General features: G+C 60.0%; 15 protein-coding genes. 9 read left to right on the top strand and 6 right to left on the bottom strand.

From position 1 onward, the window contains the following. Positions 1–107: 107 nt before the first annotated feature. Together AC0IYN_RS14670 and AC0IYN_RS14665 are read right to left on the bottom strand one after the other, a co-directional pair. Positions 108–1,076: a DUF4880 domain-containing protein gene (locus AC0IYN_RS14670; RefSeq protein ID WP_457266822.1), complete on the bottom strand. Its 969-nt coding sequence runs from the start codon at positions 1,074–1,076 to the stop codon at positions 108–110. Then, positions 1,073–1,582, bottom strand: a complete 510-nt coding sequence (locus AC0IYN_RS14665) for a sigma-70 family RNA polymerase sigma factor (RefSeq protein WP_457238870.1) — start codon at positions 1,580–1,582, stop codon at positions 1,073–1,075. Before AC0IYN_RS14665 ends, AC0IYN_RS14670 begins: the two co-directional genes overlap by 4 nt. A gap of 406 nt (positions 1,583–1,988) precedes the next feature. On the opposite strand from AC0IYN_RS14665, the gene AC0IYN_RS14660 reads away from it, so the two are divergent. The 4 genes from AC0IYN_RS14660 to AC0IYN_RS14645 all read left to right on the top strand — a co-directional run bounded on the left by AC0IYN_RS14660 (position 1,989) and on the right by AC0IYN_RS14645 (position 5,655). Beyond that, positions 1,989–2,576 (top strand): DUF433 domain-containing protein, encoded by a 588-nt coding sequence (locus AC0IYN_RS14660; RefSeq protein ID WP_457238890.1) that lies wholly within the window; start codon positions 1,989–1,991, stop codon positions 2,574–2,576. Next, positions 2,573–2,980, top strand: a complete 408-nt coding sequence (locus AC0IYN_RS14655; RefSeq protein ID WP_071493603.1) for a PIN-like domain-containing protein — start codon at positions 2,573–2,575, stop codon at positions 2,978–2,980. Before AC0IYN_RS14660 ends, AC0IYN_RS14655 begins: the two co-directional genes overlap by 4 nt. Positions 2,981–3,072: 92 nt before the next feature. Next, positions 3,073–4,098, top strand: coding sequence for a hypothetical protein (locus tag AC0IYN_RS14650; protein ID WP_457238869.1), 1,026 nt, complete (start codon positions 3,073–3,075; stop codon positions 4,096–4,098). Between the two features lie 123 nt (positions 4,099–4,221). After that, on the top strand, positions 4,222–5,655 hold the full coding sequence (locus AC0IYN_RS14645; protein WP_457238868.1) for an ArnT family glycosyltransferase: 1,434 nt from the start codon (positions 4,222–4,224) through the stop codon (positions 5,653–5,655). 15 nt (positions 5,656–5,670) lie between these two features. On the opposite strand, the gene AC0IYN_RS14640 is transcribed toward AC0IYN_RS14645, so the two are convergent. Beyond that, positions 5,671–6,159, bottom strand: coding sequence for a TIGR00645 family protein (locus AC0IYN_RS14640; RefSeq protein WP_010206662.1), 489 nt, complete (start codon positions 6,157–6,159; stop codon positions 5,671–5,673). Between the two features lie 163 nt (positions 6,160–6,322). Between AC0IYN_RS14640 and AC0IYN_RS14635 the strand changes: the two genes are divergently transcribed. After that, entirely contained in the window at positions 6,323–8,146 is a 1,824-nt protein-coding gene (locus AC0IYN_RS14635) for a hypothetical protein (protein WP_471841955.1), read from the top strand. A 3-nt stretch (positions 8,147–8,149) separates the two neighbouring features. On the opposite strand, the gene AC0IYN_RS14630 is transcribed toward AC0IYN_RS14635, so the two are convergent. After that, a complete protein-coding gene (locus AC0IYN_RS14630) occupies positions 8,150–8,458 on the bottom strand; it encodes a PA4575 family protein (protein WP_457238866.1) in 309 nt (102 codons plus the stop codon). Between the two features lie 272 nt (positions 8,459–8,730). Beyond that, positions 8,731–11,169 (bottom strand): Lon protease family protein, encoded by a 2,439-nt coding sequence (locus AC0IYN_RS14625; protein ID WP_457247877.1) that lies wholly within the window; start codon positions 11,167–11,169, stop codon positions 8,731–8,733. 267 nt (positions 11,170–11,436) lie between these two features. Between AC0IYN_RS14625 and AC0IYN_RS14620 the strand changes: the two genes are divergently transcribed. The 4 genes from AC0IYN_RS14620 to AC0IYN_RS14605 all read left to right on the top strand — a co-directional run bounded on the left by AC0IYN_RS14620 (position 11,437) and on the right by AC0IYN_RS14605 (position 14,987). Then, complete coding sequence (locus AC0IYN_RS14620; protein WP_015885974.1) at positions 11,437–11,925, top strand: DUF3015 domain-containing protein; 489 nt, start codon at positions 11,437–11,439, stop codon at positions 11,923–11,925. Between the two features lie 92 nt (positions 11,926–12,017). Continuing rightward, positions 12,018–13,871: an Lnb N-terminal periplasmic domain-containing protein gene (locus AC0IYN_RS14615; protein ID WP_471841947.1), complete on the top strand. Its 1,854-nt coding sequence runs from the start codon at positions 12,018–12,020 to the stop codon at positions 13,869–13,871. A 191-nt stretch (positions 13,872–14,062) separates the two neighbouring features. Then, entirely contained in the window at positions 14,063–14,419 is a 357-nt protein-coding gene (locus AC0IYN_RS14610) for a hypothetical protein (protein WP_406597603.1), read from the top strand. A gap of 70 nt (positions 14,420–14,489) precedes the next feature. Beyond that, on the top strand, positions 14,490–14,987 hold the full coding sequence (locus AC0IYN_RS14605) for a GreA/GreB family elongation factor (RefSeq protein WP_457238863.1): 498 nt from the start codon (positions 14,490–14,492) through the stop codon (positions 14,985–14,987). On the opposite strand, the gene gdhA is transcribed toward AC0IYN_RS14605, so the two are convergent. Continuing rightward, entirely contained in the window at positions 14,984–16,321 is a 1,338-nt protein-coding gene (gene gdhA, locus AC0IYN_RS14600) for an NADP-specific glutamate dehydrogenase (protein WP_457238862.1), read from the bottom strand. The two genes, AC0IYN_RS14605 and gdhA, sit on opposite strands and share 4 nt — an antisense overlap. Between the last annotated feature and the right edge of the window lie 158 nt (positions 16,322–16,479).

Here is a 16,479-nt window from a genome sequence, read left to right as displayed (position 1 = left end):
AGACTGTCCTGTCGTGAAAGGGTTGGGTGGACGCTTTTTTCTGCGTCTTACCTGTCTTGATGCTCGAGACGGAAAAACCTGCCACGCGATGTAAAAATAATTTCAGGTCAGGCCGGCACGACAGTGGCCAGGTACCCAAACACCCGCTGCACGCGGACGGGCAACACTTTGGCCAGCAGGTCCAGGCTGGCCTCAGGCTGGTCCAGCGAGAACGAACCTGACACCTGCAAACCCGCCACGGCGGGGTCACAGCGCAGTACGCCGCGTCGGTAGCGGTCGAGTTGCTCAAGCACTTCGACCAGCGGCGTGCGTTCGGCGATCAACAGGCCTTGGGTCCAGGCGTCTGCGCTGAATGACACGGTGGCGAGCGGCCCGCCCTGCAAACGGTCGAAACTCAATTGGCGGCCCATGCCGAGCAGGAGGCTGGCGCCGTGCGAAGGTTCGATGGAGGCGCTGCCCGACAGCATCTGCACCTGTGTGCCCTGCTGGCGAGGCAGGTCGTGGCTGATGACCATCCGCGACAGCGCCGCCGGTCGTATCCAGCCATTGGCCGTCTGGACCGCAGTGCCAGCGCTTATGCCAGTAGTCAACAGCAACCTGCCGAGGTTAAGCGTCAGGTGGGCACCACGGATGTCCACCGCGGTGTGGGTATCCAATTGCAACTCGCCGTTATCGGCCAAACGCAGATGCCGTCGCTCCCCGGTAGCGGTGTGGTAATCGCTGAACAGCTCCGGCAACAGGACCCGCTCTCGTACGCTAAAGCCAAGCGCGGTAGCCACGCTCAAACCAGCGAAACCCTTGAGGACCGTGCGCCGCGACGGAACACTGCGCGCCTGCAGCAATTGCCTGGCACTGGACGCGGACAGCGCGTGGGTGTTGACGCGCATGTCGCGGCTGAGTCCGGCCAAGCGCTGCCAGGCCAATTCATGCTGCGGGTGCTCGTTGCGCCATTGTTGGCAGGCGTGCTGCTCGGCGGCGCCGCTGGTACCGGATTGCAGGACGACCATCCAGTTAAGGGCCTGGTCCAGCACCTGCTCGTCCAGGGGGTGATCGTTGGCTAGCTTGAAGCGATTCATGCCGCGTACACCGCCAGGTAGCAATGGCGATAGGCTTTGAGCATGGCCTTTTGCACCACATTCACGCTGAGGTCCATCCGTTCGGCGATCTGTGGATAAGTCAGGCCATCGAGCTGCGAGAGCAGGAAAATCTCGCGCACCTTGTTGCCCAGCCCGTCCAGCACCTGGCCTACTGCATCCAGCGCTTCGAGTACCAGCAAGCGGGTTTCCGGCGAAGGCATGTGTTCGGGTTCGAGGGACGTCAGCGACTGCTCATAGGCGCGCTCCAACGCCTGACGACGGAAATACTGCCCGCACAATCGACTGGCAACCGTCGTGAGGTAAGCACGCGGCTCACGGAAAACCGGCACGGTGCCGCTGCTCAAGATCCGCACGAAGGTATCCTGCGCCAGGTCCAGGGCCTGCTCCTGCCCGCCCAACTTGCGCCGCAGCAACTGCAGCACCCAGCTGTGATGTTGGGCGTAGAGTTCGCCCACGACCTGATGGGCAGAAGAAGATGAGGCCATCGGTGTGATATCCAGGGGACGGCTAACGAAAGTCACACATGATAATACTTCTCATTAGAGACGGGTTAGGAGTTTCTTCCCTGCTTTAACAAGGTGTTTAGCTGTCACGGATTATCGACACAGACTACTTGCGCCGACGTAAGCCGCCGGAAAAGTCCTGCACATTGGCGCGACTGGGATGAACTGGCGCGGATTGAATTGCTCGAATACGCTTCAAACGACTGCTCGTCTGCCGATGATTGAACGCGATCACTTGAGCACGCACACTCCAGCACGCCAACCCACGACAAGGAGGCCGTTCATGCAAAGCATCATTTCGCCCAGCCCCCTGGTGGGTGTTGGTCTCTATACGCCCAGTGAAGCGTCCCTCTACACCGGCATTCCTGCCTCAGATATTCGTAGATGGTTGTTTGGCTATCGTGCCAATGGCATTCATCATCCAGGCCTCTGGCAGTCGGAACTCAGGGATGTGAACGATTGCATACTGAGTTTCCACGACCTGCTCGAAATCCGCTTCGTGCACGCATTTCGTCAGCATGGAGTGAGCTTGCAAGCCATTCGCTGCGCCTCTCGGCAAGCCTCTGAACTGTTTGGCCAATCCTATCCATTTACCTGCAAACGCTTCCAAACAGACGGCCGCAACATTTTCGCCACTGTTCTGGATGAAACAGGCGACGAGACACTGCTGGACCTGATCAAAAAACAGTACGCGTTCAAGCAGGTGATCAGCCCATCGTTGTACGAAGGGATCGACTACACCGGCAAGGGCTCTGCCCAGCGCTGGTATCCGATAAAACGCAGCAAGGCAATCGTCCTGGACCCCGCCAGAAATTTCGGGAAACCAGTACTGACGGGGGCCGGTATCGACACAGCCGCACTGTTCAGTGCTTATGAGGCGGAAGAACAGGATACGAAACGTGTTGCCCTGCTCTATGAGATCCCCACATCTGCTGTAAAGGCCGCTATCGACTTCGAACAAAGGCATGCGGCTTGAACTTCCTTCTGGACCACAACCTGCCACCTGCGCTAGCGCGAGCCTTGAATGAGCTTTCACACGTCCATGAGCATGGCGTAGTCCCACTCAAGGATAAATTCCCTCAGAGTGCGAGTGACATTTCCTGGATATCAGTGCTTCGCGATGAAGGCGACTGGGTTGTTATCTCTCAAGATCGATTTACCAAAGGGCATGCTGAAAAGCAGGCATTCCGAGACTGCGGGCTGCCCATTTTTTGCCTAGCGAAACATTGGAGCAGCGAGACCTACTGGAATAAAGCACACAATCTTGTTCGCTGGTGGCCGGCAATCATGAAGCAATCAGCGTTGATAAGGGGAGGCGCCGCGTTCAGCGTGCCGTGGCGTTTTTCTGCGCCGGGTAAATTTGACCAGATAAAGATGTAAAGCCTTCAGCGCAAAACAGTCCCTGTCTGGAATCCCTCCGCAGTTCCCATTACCCTGACCCCCTCTATCAGACAACCGGAAGTCCGATACCCGTGTTCAAGCCACTCGCCGCTCTCGCCCTCGCCTGCACTCCTCTGCTTGCCACCGCCGCCGACCTGGCCGGTGTCTGGACGGGCACCTTGGGCAAGTCCGCGATCACCGCCTGTTTCAACGGGGCCCACGGTGCCAATGGCAGTTATTACTACCAACGGATTCTTACGCCCATTCAACTGACCCAAGCCAACGCCAGTGAGCCGTGGGTGGAGGACGGGCAAACCGGGTTCTGGCAGTTGGATGATCCGCAAGGCGATACGCTGACCGGCAGCTGGAGCAAAGCCCTGGGCGGTAAAAGCCTGGCGTTGGTGCTCAAACGTGCAGACGCCGATGGCTGCGCCAGCGACACCTACAACAACCCGCTTGAAGCCGTGCCGCCTGCGGTAAAGGTCGAGAGGAAGACCTTCGCCGAGCACGCCTATCAAGTGAAGACCCAAGGTGGGCAGGTCATCCTGAAACTGGAAGGCGACGGCGCGGCCATCGACGAGATAAACCGCGACCTCGCGCGCCTGGCCATCAACCCGGAAGGCCAGGCCGATTTTTACAGAGAGCGGCGCAACTCACTGGACCAGAGTGGCAGCACCACGACCAGCGAGATCACGGTGGAGCCGTACTACTGGTCATCGCACTGGATCACCGTGCGTTTCTATCGCTGGTCGGCTGGCTACGGGCGCGGGGGCATCAGTTGGGGCCTGCACAGTTGGAACCTGCAAACCGGTGAAAAGGTTGACCCTTGGACGTGGCTGGGAGGCCATGAGCAATGGGACAGCCCCTACTCGGGCCAGGTCAAACTGCCCGCTACGTTCAGCGCCTGGCTTTCCAAGCAAACCACTGTCGACGAAGGGTGCCCGGCGGTGACGAGCTACTCCACCTTCGACTTGAGTTTTAACACCCAGGGCCTGCAGCTCTCGACGCCCGCGCAGGGCGATGGCTGTGATAACGAGCTGAGCTTTACCTGGGAGCAATTGGAGCCGGTGCTGACGGCCCAAGGCAGAGCTGCCGTGCCCAGTTTGAAAACGCCATAACGGCAAAATCAGCCGTACAAAAATCCAACACTCGTTCACGAAATATTCAGAAACACCAACGGATACTAGCCCATTGCAATGACCGTTCCCCCGGACGGTCCTCCTGCCTTGGTAGCCACATTCATGACGCGTCCCGCTCCCCTGCTGCTCCTGCTTGCTGGTCTGTTGTTCTTCTTTGCCCTGGGTAACCACGAGCTGCAAGGCTCCACCGAAGCCCGCGTGGCCGGGATCGCCATGGCCATGCACCTGGACAACAACTGGGTGGTGCCCCAGTTGTTTCGTGAACCTTTCCTGGAAAAACCACCCCTGAGCCTGTGGATCGATGCCGGGGCGATTCGTCTGTTTGGCGGCACCACTTGGGCGGTGCGCCTGGCCTCGGCGTTTGCCGGGTTGTTCAGCGTGATGCTGCTGTATGGAATGCTGCGCAGGTTCGGGCGCCCGCAGACGCTGGCGTTCAGCGCCGCCTTGATTCTGGCGACCATGGCCAGCTACTGGAGCAATGTGCGCGGTGTCGGTGAGGACTCATTGCTGACTCTCGGCGTGACCACCGCGTTGCTGGCGTTCTACCAGGCCGTGCGGCCTGATCGCCAGGGCCCCAGCACAGGCGCCTGGGCACTGTTTACCGCCGGGATGGTGGTCGCCACCCTCAGCAAAGGCGTGCTGGGCTTGGCCATGCCGGGCATTGTGATTTTTGTGTACCTGGCCAGCACCAGCCTGATGGATAAACGCCTGCAGATTGGCAACTGGCTCAAGCCAGCGCTGTTTACCTTGCTGGCGCTGGTGCCGCTGGTGATCTGGCTGGGGTTCCTGTTCCAACGCGGCGGGATGCAAGCGGTGGCCGAAGTACTGCTGACCAACAGCGTCGGCCGGTTCAGCGGTTCGTTCGTCGAAGCCGGGCACTACGAGCCGTTCTACTACTACATCGCCAAGCTGCCCGAAGCGTTCCTGCCTTGGAATATCCTGGTGTACCTGGGCTTGTGGCACTTCCGCAAAAGCCTGGTGCGCAATCGTTACCGCCTGTTCTTCAGCGTGTGGCTGGTGGCGCAGTTCACCTTGCTGACCCTGGCGTCGAGCAAACGCACCGTGTACCTGATGGCACTCACACCCGCCGCCGCCGTACTGGCCGCAGAATATGCGCGGGTACTGCTGGACTGGCTGAAAACCCACCAACCCGCGTTGCACAAGCATCACAGAAGCGTGGTGGGCGGCGTGTTCACCCTGGCCGTGGGTTGCTACCTGATCGCGGCCTTCTGGTTTGCACCCAAGGCCGACGTGCGCCAGTCGTTCGTGCCGGCGATCAGCCAGGTCCAGGCGTTTAAAGACGAAGGCAGGGAAGTGGTGTTGTTCCAGCCCAACGAACGTATCGCCGGCGCCAGTGTGTTTTATCTGCGGGCCTACTTGCCGATCCTGCAGACCGAGGCTGAGCTGCACAGCTACCTCGGCGCCAAGCCCGGCAACATTGCGTTGCTGGACCATACCAACGGCCTGGCCACCCCGGTGAAGGTGATCAAGCAGATCTCGATCAACCGCCAGCCTTACTATTTCGTGGAGCAGTAAGGCTGGCGCAGGGCATCAGTGCTTGGTGACCTTGTCCAGGTAACCCATGGCAAACGCCGAGACCACGAAGGTCATGTGGATGATCACGTACCACATCAGGTGCTGCGGATCGACGTTCTTGGCGTCCATGAAGATGCGCAGCAAATGGATGGAGGAAATCGCCACGATGGAGGCCGCCACTTTCATCTTCAACGACGAAGAGTCCATGGTGCCCAGCCAGTTGAGTTTCTCTTTGTTGTCATCGATATCCAGCTGCGAGACGAAGTTCTCGTAGCCGGAGATCATCACCATCACCAGCAAGCCACCGACCAGGGCCATGTCGATCAACGACAGCAGCACCAGGATCAGCTCGGACTCAGCCATCGAGAACACGCTCGGCAGCAAGTGAATCACTTCCTGGAAGAATTTCAGCGCCAGCGCCAGCAACCCCAGGGACAGGCCGAAATAGATCGGCGCCAGCAGCCAGCGCGAGGCGTACATAGCATTTTCGATAAAGCGTTCCATTGGATCTCACACAGCTTGGCTAAAAATGGCGGCGAGTATACCAGCCACTACAAGACACCTGTAACCACGAGAAAACTGACCTGTGCGGCATCTGTAAGGGAATTTTTCTGCTAGTGTCGAGCCCAATAAATCGGCTCGATGACGTCGGACAGGAAAAACTCAGATGATGGATGTGCGATCCCCTTTGGCCACTATCGGCCTGTGCGCGGCATTGCTGCTGGCTGGCGGCTGCTCCCCCAGCGACGAGCAGAAGCAGACCACCCTCGAAGAGAAAACCGCCAAGTTCGAACAATCCCTCGACAGCATCCAGGACACCAAGCTGCGCGACGCCGTCGCCGACCTGGGCGGTTCGCTGCTGTTACTGGAACGGGCGCGGGTCAAGCTCGCCACCAAGCCCATCGAAGCCGAGTACGGCGAAGACACCCTGGCCCTGCTCAAGCACTACCCCACGCCCCAAGCCCTGGTCGACACCTATATCAATGGCCTGTTCGTGCTGCGCAAGACGTCCCATTCCGACTACCTGACCGACTTGCAGCCGGTGTTCCCCTTCAACTTCAACATCCCCGACCAGTTCCCCTTCCCCCACGGCCTGGAATGGCAGTCGGTGACCTTGAGCAACAACAAGGTCATCCCCTTTCAACCGGAATGGTCGGAAACCGATCCGGGCATCCAACTGAGCCCCAGCAGTTCCAACCTGACCAACCCCGACGACCTGACGGTGACCTATCCCTTCATCGACGGCATCGAGACAGAAAACAAGAGCCAGCCGCAGCCTGTAAGCCTCAAAGGCACAGTTGAAGTGGTCGCGCCGGGCAAGGTGCTGACGTTTGACCTGTCGAAAAAGGACGTGGGCCACAAGCGAACCGAAGGCAACATCACCCTCAATCTGGTCTTGCTGGAAAAAAACTACGCCGAGATCGAGTTGACCAACAGCCAGCCACTGGCATCGGAAGTCGGCGACGAATCGCCCAACCCGCTGCTGGTACAGGCGCGGGACAGCACCGGGCAATTCCTCACGCGTTCGGGCTCGATCAACGAAAGCAGTGCGCAAGTGGCGTTCTACGAGAAACAACTGGCCGAAATGCAAAAGCAGAAGGCTTGGTCGGAGGCGTTCGAAAAACAGCTGACGGATGAGCAGAAAGCCTTCGAACGCAAGCAGAGCAGCCATTACGCCAAGGTGTACTTCAATGGTGTGATCGACAACCTGCAAGTCAACGTGCTGGATTTTTCCACCGCCACACGCACCCGCAAAGACCTCGACCTGCCGGTGCTGCGCTTCGACAAGAACAGCCTGCAGAAAACCGTGCAGGCCCTGCCAATGCCAGTCACCGTGTATGACGACAGCGCCGCCAACTGGCTCAAAGACGCGAGCATGACCGAGGACCAGCTGAAAAACAGCGTCACCATCAGCCAATCGGTCGAAGACGCCAGCGCGGCGCACATCGTGTTTGACCACCCATTCACCTTCAATGATGACCTGGTGGGCAGCGAGCGCAACAGCAGTGAATCACCGGTGACCTTCTTCACCGCCGACGAAAAAGGCGAGCGCGGCGAGCCGATCGAACTGCCGACCGAGGCCTTTGAGCTGAACCCGGCACGCGGCACCCTGACTTATGACCTCAACCTGTTCCCGGAAAATCCGGCCTTTGTGGTGGGCTCGATTCCGCTGTTCCTGGCGACCATCGATAAAAACGAGATTGACGCGAGCAAGCTGCCCAAAGGGCTCGAACTCAAAGACAACGCGCTGATCGTCGACCAGAAGGCCTTTCCCGCTGACAGCTGGCGCTTCTACGCCAAGGACGCCAGCGGCAATTACCTCAAGGAAATCCTCGGGGTCAGCCACCGCGCCGAGGAATACGGCACAGCGATGTTTGACGTGCATTACTTCTACGGCCAGCCGACCACCCTGGAAAGCTACCAGCGCACCGACCTGAGCACCGTGCAATATGGCTTCGAGGTCAAGCTGGACAAGCCCGAGAGCAAGTAGCGGTCAGTGGTGGGTGTCACCATTGAGCTGTCGCAGATGGGCCTGCATGTGCAGGCACCAGATCTGCGGGTCACCCGCCTTCTCGTAGCCGTGCTGGGTCAGGCTGTCCACAATGGATTGCAGAATATTTTCCGCCGCGAAGGGCCCGGGGAACGGGCCTTGGGACTTGATGGTGGAAGGTTGTTCACCGGTCATTCCGGCGGCAAACAACAACGTCCACATCCCGTTATCCCCCGCAAGAGGGCGAATGGAACATTCGATACGGGTGACCAGGCCGAAGCACTGGCGAGTAAGGCAGAGGTTGCGCGGCATGGCGGCGACCCTCGGTAGATCGGTGTTCAACCTGCGCCTGGGCGAGGCTGTTTCTATCCAGCGACTCCTGTGGATATCCCTTGAGCACAGAATAGAAGAAAACCAAAACAAACCAAGGTTGTAGGGACCAACGGGCATTGGTCCCCAACCCAAGTCAATTTAATGACGAACTCACTGTAGGAGCGGGCTAGCCGGCGATCGCGGTGGTCAGGCTGAACATTTTTGACTGACAGGTCGCCATCGCCGGCAAGCCGGCTCCTACAGGTGTGGTGTCAGGTGGGCTTGGCTTCGGCCAGGGCCTGTTGTGCCAGCTCCTTTTCGGCCTCCTTCAGGTCTTCCTCGCTGATCATCTCGGCAATAGCGCGCAACCGCTCCACCACGCGCGCGTTCACCGAGCCTTCCGGGAATTGCCCCTCGGCATCCGGCTCACCCGCCGGCTCGCCCACCAGCAGGCTCAATGCTTCATCCGCCTGACGCACGGCATAGATATGAAACTGCCCGGCACGCACGGCCTGCAACACCTTCTCATCAAGCATCAGCGTGGCCACGTTGGCCTGGGGAATGATCGCCCCCTGCTCACCGGTCAGCCCGCGCGCTTCACACAGGCGGAAGAAGCCTTCGATCTTCTCGTTGACCCCGCCCACTGCTTGCACTTCACCAAACTGGTTGATCGAACCGGTGATGGCAAAGCACTGCTTGAGCGGCGTTTTCGACAGGGCCGAGATCAAGGTGCACGCCTCGCCCAAGGACGCACTGTCGCCGTCCACATAACCGTAGGACTGCTCCAGTGCGATGCTCGCGGAAATCGCCAACGGGAATTCCTGGGCATAGCGGCTGCCCAGGTAACCCGTGAGGATCATCACGCCCTTGGAGTGGATCGGCTGGCCGAGGTTAACCTCGCGCTCGATATCGACAATACCGCTGCCGCCTGGGTACACCGTGGCGGAAATCCGCGCCGGCACGCCGAAGGCCGAATCACCGACCTCCAGCACCGTCAGCCCGTTGCACTTGCCCACTGCCGCACCGGCGGTGTCGATGAGGATGACCCCGGCGAGCATGTCGTCGAGAATCCGCGCCGACACCCGCCCAGTGCGCGTGGCCTTGGCCTTGAGTGCGCGTTCGATATGGCCGGCGTCGGTCATCTCGTCACCCGCCAGGTGTCGAATGAAATCCGCCTCGCTGACCAGTTGGAACAAGTCACCAATACGCGCCGACAAACGCCCCTGGTGCTCGGCCAGGCGTGCGCTGTAGGTCGCCAACCGCGCCACCGCATCCGACGTCAGCGGCGCCATGCCCTCCTCCGACGTACGGGTTTTAAGCAACTGGGCAAACTGCTCCAGGCTTTCGTCGACCATCGGGATGTCTTCGTCGAAGTCCACCAGCACCCGGAACATCTCCTGGAAGTCCGGGTCGGCGTCCTGCAACGCGTAGTACAGCTGGCGCGAACCGATGATGATCACCTTGACCTGCAACGGGATCATCTGCGGGTTGAGGGTCACAGTGGCCAGGCGGCCCAGCTCGCCCAGCGGCGATTCCATTTTCAGCTTGCGCGACTGCAGGGAACGCTTGAGGGCGTCCCAGACAAACGGCTCGCCGAGCATTTTTTCGGCTTCCAGGATCAGGAAACCGCCATTGGCACGGTGCAAGGCGCCGGGGCGCAGCTGCCGATAGGTGGTGTAGAGCGCGCCCTGGTCAGTGCTGTACTCGATACGGCCGAACAGGTTGTCGTAGGTCGGGTGCGGTTCAAACACCACCGGTGCGCCACCGTTGACCGGATGGCCGACCACCAGGCTGGGGCAGTACTGCTCTTCGAGCAGCTTGCGCGCCTGGGCGTCCGTCTTGGCGTCGTCGACCAGTTGCTCCACCACGGTTTTGAGCAGGTACACCTGCATGGCCTGCAGGTAACCGCAGACGGCAGCGTTTTCCGCGTACTTTTCCGACAGCGGTGCCAGCAACGGCTGCAGGGCCAGGGTGATGGTTTCTTCGTTGAACTGGCGCAGTTGGTTATTCGACTCACGCTTCCACTGCGGCAGGCTGGCCAGTTCTTCGTTGAGGCGTTCTTCGAGCTCGGAAATATCCGTGTGAAAACGCTCGCGGTCGGCTTCCGGCAACTGCGAGAACTCGGCCTCGTCCAGCGCCTTGCCGTCGAGCATCGGCGTGAATGCGATGTTGGAGCTGTCGCGGTACAGCGCCACGTCTTTTTCCAGGGCCAGGCGCTCGATCACGTCCAGGGCCTTGTCGTAGCGCTGGTTGAACGCCCGGTCGATGGCGCTTTTGCGCTGTTGATACGTCGGGTGCTCGAAGACCGCCGGGAAGGTGGCCACCAGGTTGTCGACCAAACCGTTGATATCGGCAATGAACGCCGCCGCCGCGCCGCCCGGCAATTCCAGGGCACGAGGCTCGCGAGGCTCATCGAAATTATTCACATAGACCCAGTCCGCCGGGGTCTGCAGGCGCTTGCCTTCGGCCTTCAGGTAGCGTTTGACGAACGAAAAGCGGCCGGTACCCGGCTCGCCCATGACAAATACGTTGTAACCGGGGCGTGGCATGGCCACACCGAACTGCAAGGCTTCAACCGCACGTTCCTGGCCAAGCACACCGCGAAAGGGCTCCAAATCATTGGTGGTCGAGAAGCTGAACTGTTCAGCGGAGAAAGGGCGAGTCAGCGCTTCGGGCGCTAGACGCAAGCTGGCAGCAACAGGATCAGGCATCGGGCTTCCTTACATCAGGCGGGGCAGATGACGGCATTCTGGCTCCCGGTTACGCACCCTGGCAAGGCGCGCTTGTGGGAAAGCATAGACAGGGGATGCGTCCTACAAAAAAATCGCGACAACTCTGATTGTTTTATAAAAACACACGGAACCCTTGGAACGTGCCTAAACTCCAAACTGCGCGGGTTGGACTAATAACCGATCCCTAGGGCGCTATGAAGTGCCTGAACCCTTGTCCATTGGTTTGCACACAAAGAGAACAAAGCTATGAAACGGATCCTTCTCGGTACTCTCTTCACCGTCGTCTCCCTCAATGCAATGGCAGAAGCACCAGGTGGCCCGAACTGTGGTTGGGGCAACATGTTGTTTGAAGGCCAGCGCGGTACTCCAGCTCACTTCCTGGCTTCCACCACCAACGGTACTTCGGGTAACGCCACCTTCGGCATGACCTCGGGCACCAACGGTTGCAGCACCAACAGCGCCCTGACCTATGGCGGCAAGTCCTGGATTGCCATGAATGGCATGATGAACGAGCTGTCCGAAGACATGGCCAAGGGTAACGGCGAAGCGCTGACTACCTACGCCGTGGTACTGGGTGTTGCACCGGAAGATCGTGAGCACTTCGCTGCCGTGACCCACGAGCACTTCCAGCAAATCTTCAGCAAGGCTGACGTGACCGCTGATGATGTGCACAACAACACCATTGCTGTACTGAAAAGTGATGCCCGTCTGGCGAAATACGCTACCCAGGCTTAAGCTCGACCAGCCCGCGCCTACCAAGGCGCGGGTTTTATTTTTGGACCCGCCTCCTCCTTGGGTCTTTATTATTTCCGACTTAAGTTGCCCCTATGCTCAAACGCTTTGCCTGGATGGCACTCTTTGCCTGCGCCCCGCTGTACGCGGCCCCGCATCTTGATGATCAACGTTTGCAGCAATTGGCCAACGATCCGTTCTGGCTGTCCCTCGGCCACTACGAAGCCGGCAAGATCAGTGGCTGGCGCAGCTATGTCAGCGACAAGAAATTTTTCCTCGCAGCCGACGGTGCCCACCACCCGGACGCCGAACTCAAGGCCACCATTGACGCGCTCTACGCGCCGGCCAGCCTGGGTGAAAAACACGCCCAATGCGTCTACCCCGCACGTACCCGCTGGCTCAAGGACCAGTTTCACCTCACTGACCTGCCTGCCGTGGACTGCACAGAATTCAAGCAATGGTTCAAGGACGTCGCCCCCCACAGCGCGGTGATGATCTTCCCGGCGGCCTACCTCAACAGCCCGTCGTCGATGTTCGGCCACACGCTGCTGCGCATCGACCAGGCCGATGTGCAAAGCAACAACACCGCCCTGCTCAGCTATGCGATCAACTTTGGCGCCTACATCGAAGGCTCCGACAACAGCATCCTCTACGCCTGGAAAGGCCTGATGGGTGGCTATCCCGGCCTGTTCGCCCTGGTGCCTTACCAGGAGAAGCTGTCGGAATACCGCAGCCTCGAAAACCGTGACCTGTGGGAATACCGCCTCAACCTCACGCAAGTCGAGACCGAGCGCATGGTCGAGCACGTGTGGGAACTCAAGCAGATCCAGTTCGACTACTTTTTCTTTGACGAAAACTGCTCCTACCGCTTGCTGGAACTGCTGCAAGTGGCACGTCCCGGCCTGCGCCTGACCGAACAGTTCCCGCTCACGGCCATCCCGACCGACACGGTCAAGGCCGTGAAAGACGCCGGCCTGGTGGAGAAAATCGACTACCGGCCCTCCCGTGAACGCGAGCTGCTGGAGCGCGCCAAGCCGCTGGACAGCGACGAGCAGCAATGGGTACTGAAAGTCAGCGACGACCAGAAGCAATTGCAAGAGCCGGCCTTCAAGGCCCTGCCCCGCGACCGCCAGGCCCTGATCATCGACGCCGCCTACCGCCTCGGCCGCTACCGCGCCAACGGCCTGGAACGCGACACCGAACGCTCCCAGCGCAGCTTCGAACTATTGCGCGCGATCAACCAGAACCCGGCGCCCGACCTCAAGATCACGCCCCCTGGTCTCCCGGAAAACGGCCATGAATCGCGCACCTGGCAGGCCGGCATCGGCACCCGTGGCGACAAGGCCTTCGGCGAATACGGCCTGCGCATGGCCTATCACGACCTCAACGACAACGCCGAAGGTTTCCCCCTTGGCGCACAGATCGAGATCCTGCAGATGAAACTGCGCCAGTACGAAGGCAACCACTGGCAACTGCAGCAACTGGACCTGGCCACCATCCGCTCCCTGACCCCGCGCAACGCCCTGCTGCAGCCGTGGTCATGGCAAGTCACCGGCGGCCTGGAGCGGGTACCGGGCAAGCACGACGACGAAACCCTGGTCGCCCACGTCAACGGCGGCGCCGGCGGCACCTGGCAACTGCGCGACGACATGCTCGGCTTCGCCCTCGGCACCGTGCGCGTGGAACACAACAACGACTTCAACGAAGCCATCTCCCCAGCGGCCGGCTTCAACACCGGCGTGCTGTGGAAAAACCCACTGGGCAACCTGAGCCTGGAAGCCAAGGGCGACTTCTTCACCAACGGCGAAGTACGCCGCAGCATCAGCCTCAACCAGCAATGGGAACTGTCCCGCAACCTGGGCCTGCGCCTGAGCGCACAGCGCGAGTACAGCCATTTGTCGACACCGGTGAATGAAGTGATGCTGGAAGTGAAGTGGTATCACTACTGACCATAGGACCTGTAGGAGCCGGCTTGCCGGCGATCGCATCACCTCAGAGCAACTGATACACCGAGGTGCTTGCATCGCCGGCAAGCCAGCTCCTACACAACAACACCTTTCTCACCTCCCTTTCACACCGCCCCGACAAATCCCCTTCTAGACTCTTCCCTATCAGCCGTGAAACGGCCAGGGAGTACGCCATGTGGCGGTCTGCAGTAATGCTGTGTGCGGTGCTGGGGTTGGCGGGTTGCCAGTCGACCCATCAGGATTTGCTGGCCAAGGGTTATCCACCGGCGTTTGCCGACGGTTTTGACGACGGTTGCAGCAGTGGTCGCCAGGCGGCGGGGGTGATTACCGGGGAGTTTCGCAAGAACGTGCCGCGGTATCTGAAGGACCGCCAATACGCCGAAGGCTGGGAGGATGGTTTTCGCCAATGCAAGGCCATGCGCGAGAACGAGGAGTTGCGCGATTACAAGGAGCACCACTGGGACGACCGTGATCGCGAATGGCAGCAGGAGAAAGACCGCGACGCAGCCCGGGCCTATCGCTCGCAATAGGTCGCTTTCAGACATCCATCGAAACTAAAGCGCGGCGACCATGGCCCAAACTCCATAGAGGGAGAACACCATGAGCCGAGCTTTTGTAAACGAAGACAACGCCGCAGCCCAGGCCGACCAGCCGGTGGAGCGCCAGGTCAGTGAGCAGCCTAACCGCCTCACCGCGCAAGGGCTGGCGCAGTTGCAGGCCAAGGTTGCGCAGTTACAGCAGGAATACAGCGCCGAATCCGCCAAGGGTGAGCACGCTGATAAACAGCGCCAGGCGGACCTTGAGCGGGATTTGCGCTACTTCAATCAACGGGTGCAGAGCGCCCAGGTCGTGGCGCCCGTCACCTCCACCGACAAGGTGCAGATCGGTAGTTGGGTGACGTTCGCCAATGAGCAGGATGAACAGCAGCGCATTCAATTGGTCGGCGAAGACCAGGCCGATGCCGGCGCAGGCTTGATCAACTGGGGCTCGCCCCTGGGACGCGCCTTGTTGGGCGCCCAGGTCGGCGACGAGGTGCTGTGGCAACGCCCCGTCGGCGATCAGTTGATCGAAGTGCTGCGTATCGAGGCCGAGGCTTAGACGATGCCTTGAGCCAGCATCGCATCGGCGACTTTCACGAACCCGGCGATGTTGGCGCCTTTCACGTAGTTGATCCGGCCGTTTTCTTCACCGTAATGCACGCAGGCATGGTGGATCGACTGCATGATGTTATGCAGCTTGCTGTCCACCTCGCCCGCCGTCCACAGCAGGCGCATGGCGTTCTGCGACATTTCCAGGCCGCTCACGGCGACGCCGCCAGCGTTAGAAGCTTTACCCGGCGCGAACAGGGTGCCCGCCTCGATAAAGATATCCACAGCCTCGAGCGTGGTCGGCATGTTGGCGCCTTCCGCCACGCAGATGCAGCCATTGCGCAGCAAAGCGCGGGCGGCGTCGGCATCGAGTTCGTTCTGGGTCGCGCAGGGCAAGGCGATGTCGCACGCCAGTTCCCATGGCGTCTGGCCTTTGCGGAATTCCAGGCCGAAACGCTCGGCCAGTTCGCTGATGCGGCCGCGCTGGACGTTTTTCAGCTCCAGCAGGGCCGACCATTGCGCTTCGGTCAAACCGCTTTCGGCGTACAGGGTGCCTTCGGAATCGGACAGGGAAATCACCTTGCCGCCCAGGTCCATGACCTTGCGCGCCGCGTATTGCGCCACGTTGCCGGAGCCGGACACCGCCACACGCTTGCCCTCAACCCGCTGGTTGTTGCGCTTGAGCATCTCTTCAGCGAAGTACACGCAGCCGAAACCCGTGGCTTCCGGGCGGATCAGGCTGCCGCCATACGTCATGCCCTTGCCGGTCAACACGGAGGTGAACTGGTTGCTCAGACGCTTGTACTGACCGAACAGGAAGCCGATCTCACGGGCGCCCACGCCGATATCGCCGGCCGGCACGTCCACGTCCGCGCCGATGTGGCGATACAGCTCACTCATGAAGGCCTGGCAGAAGCGCATGACTTCAGCATCGCTCTTGCCCTTGGGATCGAAGTCCGAGCCGCCTTTGCCGCCGCCCATGGGCAGCGAGGTCAGGGAGTTCTTGAAGGTCTGCTCGAAGGCGAGGAATTTCAACACGCCCAGGTTCACCGACGGGTGGAAACGCAAGCCGCCTTTGTAGGGGCCGATGGCGCTGTTCATCTGGATACGGAAACCGCGATTGACCTGGACCTTGCCGTGATCATCCACCCACGACACCCGGAAGGTAATCGCGCGTTCCGGCTCGCAGATGCGCTCCAGGATGCCCGAGGTCAGGTAGTGGGGGTTGGCTTCCAGAAACGGCCACAGACTGCGTAGGACTTCTTCTACGGCCTGGTGGAATTCCGGCTGGTCCGGGTCGCGTTTCTTGAGGCGGGCAAGGAAGGATTCGACGGATTCGATCATGGAAAGTCTCGGCAAATTGATTGTTTTTAAAGGAGATTGAGCCGGACCTTAGCAATTCGCGCCGCACCTGAAAAGCGCAAAATGTCGCCTTTATGAATTTAAATGGTGCGTTTTATATAACTGTATCCAATTTTAAGGGCTTTTATGCACCCTTTCAG

This window comes from Pseudomonas sp. AC112 (assembly GCF_979253545.1).
This window is presented reverse-complemented; position numbering and strand designations above follow the sequence as displayed.

Excerpts from the sequence above, each read along its gene's own strand:
- AC0IYN_RS14635 (WP_471841955.1), top strand. The coding sequence starts at position 6,323 with ATGATGGATGTGCGATCCCCTTTGGCCACTATCGGCCTGTGCGCGGCA.
- AC0IYN_RS14620 (WP_015885974.1), top strand. The coding sequence starts at position 11,437 with ATGAAACGGATCCTTCTCGGTACTCTCTTCACCGTCGTCTCCCTCAAT.
- AC0IYN_RS14640 (WP_010206662.1), bottom strand. The coding sequence starts at position 6,159 with ATGGAACGCTTTATCGAAAATGCTATGTACGCCTCGCGCTGGCTGCTG.
- AC0IYN_RS14630 (WP_457238866.1), bottom strand. The coding sequence starts at position 8,458 with ATGCCGCGCAACCTCTGCCTTACTCGCCAGTGCTTCGGCCTGGTCACC.
- AC0IYN_RS14645 (WP_457238868.1), top strand. The coding sequence starts at position 4,222 with ATGACGCGTCCCGCTCCCCTGCTGCTCCTGCTTGCTGGTCTGTTGTTC.
- AC0IYN_RS14670 (WP_457266822.1), bottom strand. The coding sequence starts at position 1,076 with ATGAATCGCTTCAAGCTAGCCAACGATCACCCCCTGGACGAGCAGGTG.
- AC0IYN_RS14610 (WP_406597603.1), top strand. The coding sequence starts at position 14,063 with ATGTGGCGGTCTGCAGTAATGCTGTGTGCGGTGCTGGGGTTGGCGGGT.
- AC0IYN_RS14615 (WP_471841947.1), top strand. The coding sequence starts at position 12,018 with ATGCTCAAACGCTTTGCCTGGATGGCACTCTTTGCCTGCGCCCCGCTG.
- AC0IYN_RS14625 (WP_457247877.1), bottom strand. The coding sequence starts at position 11,169 with ATGCCTGATCCTGTTGCTGCCAGCTTGCGTCTAGCGCCCGAAGCGCTG.
- AC0IYN_RS14605 (WP_457238863.1), top strand. The coding sequence starts at position 14,490 with ATGAGCCGAGCTTTTGTAAACGAAGACAACGCCGCAGCCCAGGCCGAC.
- AC0IYN_RS14665 (WP_457238870.1), bottom strand. The coding sequence starts at position 1,582 with ATGGCCTCATCTTCTTCTGCCCATCAGGTCGTGGGCGAACTCTACGCC.
- gdhA (WP_457238862.1), bottom strand. The coding sequence starts at position 16,321 with ATGATCGAATCCGTCGAATCCTTCCTTGCCCGCCTCAAGAAACGCGAC.